General features: G+C 71.2%; 5 protein-coding genes. 4 read left to right on the forward strand and 1 reads right to left on the reverse strand.

Going from position 1 to position 6,000, the window contains the following annotated elements; all coding sequences use genetic code 11:
- Positions 1-22: 22 nt before the first annotated feature.
- A complete protein-coding gene (locus tag HMPREF3121_RS02870) occupies positions 23-2,155 on the reverse strand; it encodes an oxidoreductase (protein WP_224370933.1) in 2,133 nt (710 codons plus the stop codon).
- 152 nt (positions 2,156-2,307) lie between these two features.
- Here HMPREF3121_RS02870 and HMPREF3121_RS02875 point away from each other — a divergent pair, with 152 nt between their 5' ends.
- The 4 genes from HMPREF3121_RS02875 to HMPREF3121_RS02890 all read left to right on the forward strand — a co-directional run bounded on the left by HMPREF3121_RS02875 (position 2,308) and on the right by HMPREF3121_RS02890 (position 5,776).
- On the forward strand, positions 2,308-3,375 hold the full coding sequence (locus HMPREF3121_RS02875) for an alpha/beta hydrolase family protein (protein ID WP_141742943.1): 1,068 nt from the start codon (positions 2,308-2,310) through the stop codon (positions 3,373-3,375).
- A 42-nt stretch (positions 3,376-3,417) separates the two neighbouring features.
- The gene (locus HMPREF3121_RS02880; protein ID WP_070519683.1) at positions 3,418-4,062 is read left to right on the forward strand and encodes a LysE family translocator; all 645 of its coding nucleotides are present in this window, start codon (positions 3,418-3,420) and stop codon (positions 4,060-4,062) included.
- A 188-nt stretch (positions 4,063-4,250) separates the two neighbouring features.
- Positions 4,251-4,997: an SDR family oxidoreductase gene (locus tag HMPREF3121_RS02885; protein ID WP_070519685.1), complete on the forward strand. Its 747-nt coding sequence runs from the start codon at positions 4,251-4,253 to the stop codon at positions 4,995-4,997.
- A 2-nt stretch (positions 4,998-4,999) separates the two neighbouring features.
- Positions 5,000-5,776, forward strand: coding sequence for an SDR family oxidoreductase (locus tag HMPREF3121_RS02890; RefSeq protein WP_317986452.1), 777 nt, complete (start codon positions 5,000-5,002; stop codon positions 5,774-5,776).
- The last annotated feature ends 224 nt before the right edge of the window (positions 5,777-6,000 follow it).

Consider the following 6,000-nt stretch of genomic DNA (forward strand, 5'->3'; position numbering starts at 1 on the left):
CGGACCGTCGTCAAGCGGGAAACTAGCGGGACAACTCCGCGGCCAACTCGACGGCCTGGCGGATGGCGCGCTTGGCGTCGAGCTCCGCGGCGACGTCGGCACCGCCGATGACGTGGATGCGGGGATCCTCGGCACCCGCGCCGAGGGACGACCGGTCGGACTCCTGGCCGGTGCAGACGATGATGTTGTCGACCTCGATGACCTTCTGCTCGCCGTCGATGGTGATGTGCAGGCCGTCGTCGTCGATGCGGTCGTAGGCGACGCCGACGTACTTGTGGACGCCGGCCTTCTTCAGCTCGGCGCGGTGCACCCAACCGCTGGTCTTGCCCAGGCCCTTGCCGATGGGCGTCTCCTTGCGCTGCAGCAGATGCACCTCGCGCAGGGGCTTTTCCGGCACGGGCGTGCCCACGCCGCCGGGGGCCTCGGCCGGGTCGACGACGCCCCACGCCTTGCGCCACTCCTCGAGGGTCTGGTTCGGCTCGCGGGTGAGGTACTCGGCGACGTCGACGCCGATGCCGCCGGCGCCGATGACCGCCACGCGCTGTCCGGCGGTGCGGCGGCCGGAGAGCAGCTCGTCGTAGAGGATCACCGAATCGTGGTCGATGCCGGGGATTTCGGGGACGCGGGGGACGACGCCGGCGGAATAGACGATGTGGTCGAACGGCTTGGTCACTTCGTCGGCGGGGGACGGCGCAAACGACGGGTCGGTGTCGGCGACATCCCGCTTTGCGACGTCCGCGGTGTCCCCGCCGGCGTCGTGAAGCTGATCCGCCGTGGCCCGGTGACCGAGGTGGACCGGCACGCCCAGGACCTCCAGGCGGCGGGTGAAGTAGCGCAGCGTGTTGGCGTACTCCTCCTTGCCCGGGATGGCGGCGGCGAGGCGGAACTGGCCGCCGACGGCATCGGACGCCTCGAAGATCTCGACGTCGTGGCCACGGACGGCGGCGGCCTCGGCGAAGGCCAGACCGGCGACGCCCGCGCCGATGACCGCGACGCGCTTCGGCGTCACCGCCGGACGGGGAGTGAGCTCCAGCTCGCGGCCGGCGACCGGGTTGACCATGCACGACACCTTCTTGTTGGCGAAGGTGTGGTCCAGGCAGGCCTGGTTGCACGCGATGCAGGTGTTGATCTCGTCGGCGCGGCCATCCCGGGCCTTCAACACGAAGTCGGGGTCGGCGAGCATCTGGCGGGCCATCGACACCATGTCCGCCTGACCCGAGGCGAGGATGTTCTCCGCGACGCCCGGGTCGTTGATGCGGTTCGACGCGCACACCGGCACGTCGACGGTGGCCTTCAGGCGGCCCGTGAGCTCGGCGAACGCCGCGCGCGGCACCGACGTGACGATGGTGGGCACGCGGGCCTCATGCCAGCCGATGCCCGTGTTGAGCAGGTCGACGCCCGCGTCGACGAGACGGCCGGCGAGCTCCTCGGTCTCCTCCCACGTCTGACCGTCGGCGACGAGGTCCTGCAGCGAAATGCGGTACTGCAGCAGGAAATCGTCGCCGACCTCGGCGCGGACGCGGCGGACGATCTCGATCGGCAGCGACATGCGGCGCCGCGCGGACCCGCCCCACTCGTCGGTGCGGTGGTTCGTCGCCCGGGCCAGGAACTGGTTGAGCAGGTAGCCCTCCGACCCCATGATCTCGATGCCGTCGTAGCCGGCGCGCTTGGCCAGCTTCGCCGACCGGACGTAGGCGCGGATGGTGCGCTCGACGTCGAACCCGTACATGCGGTGCGCCTTGAACGGGGTGATCGGCGACTGCGTCGTATCCGCCGAACGGATGAACGGGTGGTAGCCGTAGCGGCCGGCGTGCAGGATCTGCAGCACCACGTGCGCGCCGTGCGAATGGACGGCGTCGGTGACGCGGCGGTGGTTGTCGGCCATGCGCTTCGACGCCATCATCGAACCGCCGGGCAGCAGCCAGCCCTCCACGTTGGGGGCGTAACCGCCGGTGACCAGCAGGGCGGCGCCGCCCTCGGCGCGTCGGGCGAGGTAGGCGGCGAGCTTCGGCAGGTCGCGGGTGCGCTCTTCGAAGCCGGTGTGCATCGAGCCCATCATGACGCGGTTGCGCAGGGTCAGGGGCCCCGCCTGAATGGGCGACAGCAGGGTCGGGTAGTCGGTCGTGGGTGCCGGGCCGGGCATCGAGGTGGACATGTATGTCAGTATCTCATTTTTTCGGCGATAATGTGGTGCGAATCACGAAAAGTTCGCGGCGGTGAAGCAAGGCGGTGAGGCACGGCGCTGCCGCAGTGGTGAGGCGCATCGGGAAGCACCGGTAGCCTCGTCGCAGGAAGAGGAAGGGCCACGTGAGGCAGAAGAGGACGATGTGGGGCCGGCGCAGCATGTTGAAGCTGCTCGGCTTGGCCGCCGTGGGCGCCACGGCCGGGGTCGTCACGGGCCGTTTCATCGACGTCGCCGACACGGGTGCAAGCTCTGATGGCCCGGCCTCCCGCGCGGTCGGCGGGTCCCCGTCGGCCGCCGCCCCGGCTCCTGCCCCGCCGGGCCCACGGGTGCTGCCGACGATCGTCGATTCCGGTTCGCCGAAGACCATGCGCATGACCTACGGTGCCGATCCGCGCCAGTTCGGCGACTTGCACCTGCCCCCGGCGATGGTCGAGGGGGTGCCGGCGCCGACGACGCCCGCCGCACCCGCGCAGACTCCCGCCCCGAACGCCGCGCGCGCGGTGCCGCTGGTCGTGATGATTCACGGCGGCGGCTGGATGGACTCGTCGACGGCCGCCGGCACCGCGCATCAGGCCGAGGATCTGGCCGATGCGGGCGTGGCGGTGTGGAACATCGAGTACCGCGGCACGGGCGGCGCCGGTGGTTGGCCGCGGACCTACGAGGACGTCGCCGCCGCCATCGACGTCATCCCGTTCCTCGCCGATGCGTCGCCCGTGCCGTTGGACCTGGGTCGCGTGGCGGTGACCGGGGTCAGCGCGGGAGGCAGTCTCGCCGCATGGGCGGCCAACCGCGAGGCGCTTCCCGACGGCGCACCGGGAGCCCGCCCCATATTCCCCATCCGCAACTGCGTGGCCATGTGCGGCGTGTACGACCTGGCCCGCGCAATCCGCTGGGGAGACCCGTACATCCGCCCGCTGCTCGGCGGCACGCCCGAGGAGTATCCGGACCGCTACCGCAACACCTCGCCGATCGCGTACATGGCGCGCAACGTGCGGATGGTCATCCTCCACGGCCGCAATGACTCGGTGGTCGACGTGCAGCAGGCCATCTCCTTCGAGGCGGCGTCGCGGAGGGCACGTCGGCCCGTCGCCATGCGGCTTTTCGACGATGCCGCCCACTCGTCCTGGGGCGACCTGGCCGGCCCGCAATGGCGCGCGGCCAAGGAGGCCATCCTCCACCTGGTGGCGTAGCGGGGGAGAGTCGCCGGGAGTTCCCGCGGGAGCTTCGGTGGGATGACGCGGTGGCATGTCCCGTTCCGCATCGCCACGCGCTCGCGGGCGCGGGGGCTGGCGGCGGCCGCGGGCATCGTCGCCGGCATCGTCGTGTGGCTGGTGCTGACGCTGGCGGGCCTGGGCGCCCTGCTCGCCGCCGCGCCGTGGGTGCTGTCCGCGCTGCAGATCGCCGGCGGCGCGTACCTGATCTGGATGGGCGTGTCCGCCGTGAGGGCGGGCGCGCGCCAGTTGCGCTCCGGCGGCGGGTCGCCGCTTCCGCCTAACGACGCCCACCTCTCCGCCGATCCGCCCCCGCGTGGCCCCCGCCCGGAGTCGACGGGCCCGGATCGACGGCGCCCCGGCCTGCACGGCGCGTTTTTGCAGGGCCTGTTCACCAACCTGTCGAACCCCAAGGCCGTGATCTTCTTCGGCGCGGTGTTCTCCCGCTTCGTCACCCCGGGGATGGGGTTGGCCGACCAGATCCTCATGGTCGTCGTCCTCGCCGCGGTGTCGCTGGCCTGGTTCGGCGGCGTGGCGTGGGGCCTGGGGCTGCCGCGCTTCGCCGATACGCTTCACCGCGCCGGACCGTGGATCGACGTCGTGTCCGGGGCGGTGTTCCTGGTGCTGGCCACCGTCATCATCGCCGAAGGCGTCGCCTCGCCGTAGGGGCCGCCCCGGGAACGCCGGAGGCCCCCGGACGCGCAACCATCCCCGGTGATCGCACGTCCCCCGCGCCACAGGGGCGGCGTTCGCCCGACGCACGCCGGTCACCCGCTGGTAGGAAAGACGTAACCGCCTTTCGGGGCGCGATCAGCCGTCGTCAAGCAGCACGAATCAGCACAAGGAGAAAAGCAATGGCACGACCCGTCGCAGTAGTCACCGGCGCATCCTCGGGAATCGGCGCCGCCACCGCCGTCGCACTCGCCGCCGCAGGGTACGACGTCGTCATCGGCGCGCGGCGCGTGGACAAGCTTCGCGACGTCGCCCGGCGCATCGGCGACGCCGGAGGAACCGCCACCGTCGTCGAACTCGACGTCACCGACCAAGCCGCCGTCGACGCCCTCGCCGCCGAAGTGGTGTCGTGCGACGTGCTGGTCAACAACGCCGGCGGCGCATGGGGCATGGAATCCGTCGAAGACGCCGTCGAAGACAAGTGGCGCTGGATGTACGAGGTCAACGTGCTCGGCACCCTCCGCGTCACCCGCGCCCTGCTGCCCGCCCTCAAGGCCGCCAAGGGCGCCGTGATCACCATCGGCTCCATCGCCGCCCGCCAGAACTACCCCGGCGGCGCCGGCTACAACGCCGCCAAGCACGGCGAACGCGCCCTGACCGAGGTGCTGCGCCAGGAAATCGCCGCCGACGGCGTTCGCGTCACCGAAATCGACCCCGGCCGCGTGCACACCGACTTCTCCCTCGTCCGCTTCGACGGCGACGTCGACAAGGCCGAGCGCGTCTACCAAGGCGTCGAATCCCTCACCGCCGAGGACGTCGCCGACGTGATCACGTTCGTGGCCACCCGGCCCGCGCACGTCAACATCGACTTCCTGCAGCTGACCCCCATCGACCAGGCCGGCAACGCCGCCCCGAAGCCGGTGAAGTAGGCGTGGGTGCGAGCGAAACCGGTGCAAGCGGAGCGGATTCGAACCGGGGAGGCGCGAACGGAGGCGATGCGACGGCGGCGCAGCGTGCCGGCGGCCGACCGATCGCCCTGATCACCGGCGCGTCCCGCGGGATCGGTCGGGCCATCGCGCGCGACCTGGGCCACGACCACCACGTGCTGGTCGGGTCGACGACGGAGGAAGGGGCGGCCGCCGTCGTCGCGGAACTGCCGTCGGCCGAGCCGTTCGCCGCCGACGTCACCGACCCGGAGGCCTTGGCCGCCGCGATCGACGCCGCCGGACTCGGGGGAGAGGTCGGTATCGACGTGCTCGTCCATTCCGCCGGTATCTGGGCCAAGAGCAACGTCGCCGACGCCGACCGCGATGAATGGTCGCGTCTGCTGGACGTCAACGTCGTGTCCGTCGTCGACCTGACCCGCCGTCTGCTCCCGGCGTTGCGACGGGCGCGCGGCACCGTCGTGGCCATCAACTCCGGCTCCGGCTACAAGTCCGGCCCGGGACTCGGCCTGTACTCCGCGTCGAAGTTCGCCCTGCGCGCCGTCACCGATGCGCTCCGCGAGGAGGAACGCGACCGCGTGCGGGTCTCCTCGGTCCATCCGGGCCGCGTCGACACCGACATGCAGGTCCAGATCATGGGCGCCGACGGCTACGACGGGACGAAGTACGTCCACGTCGACTCCATCGCCGCCGCCGTGCGACTGTGCGTCGACGCGACCGAGGACTGCATCGTGGAGGAAGTCACCGTCCGTCCCAGGAAGTAGAGCGCGTTGCGGTCACGCGCCCCCAAACCACGGGGTCCACACCACGGGAACGTGTGGGACGGGCCGCCCACCAGCCGCCGCCCCCAAACCACGGGGTCTAAACCGCGGGGTCGGTCGTTTTTCGGCGCTAAACCACGGGGTCGCCACTGATCCCGTGGTTTAGACCCCGTGGTTTGGGGTGGGGGTGGTGGACCCGTGGTTTGTCGGCCCCCTTTGGGCCGTTT

The organism is Corynebacterium sp. HMSC11E11, assembly GCF_001807025.1.
Classification (GTDB): domain Bacteria; phylum Actinomycetota; class Actinomycetes; order Mycobacteriales; family Mycobacteriaceae; genus Corynebacterium; species Corynebacterium freneyi.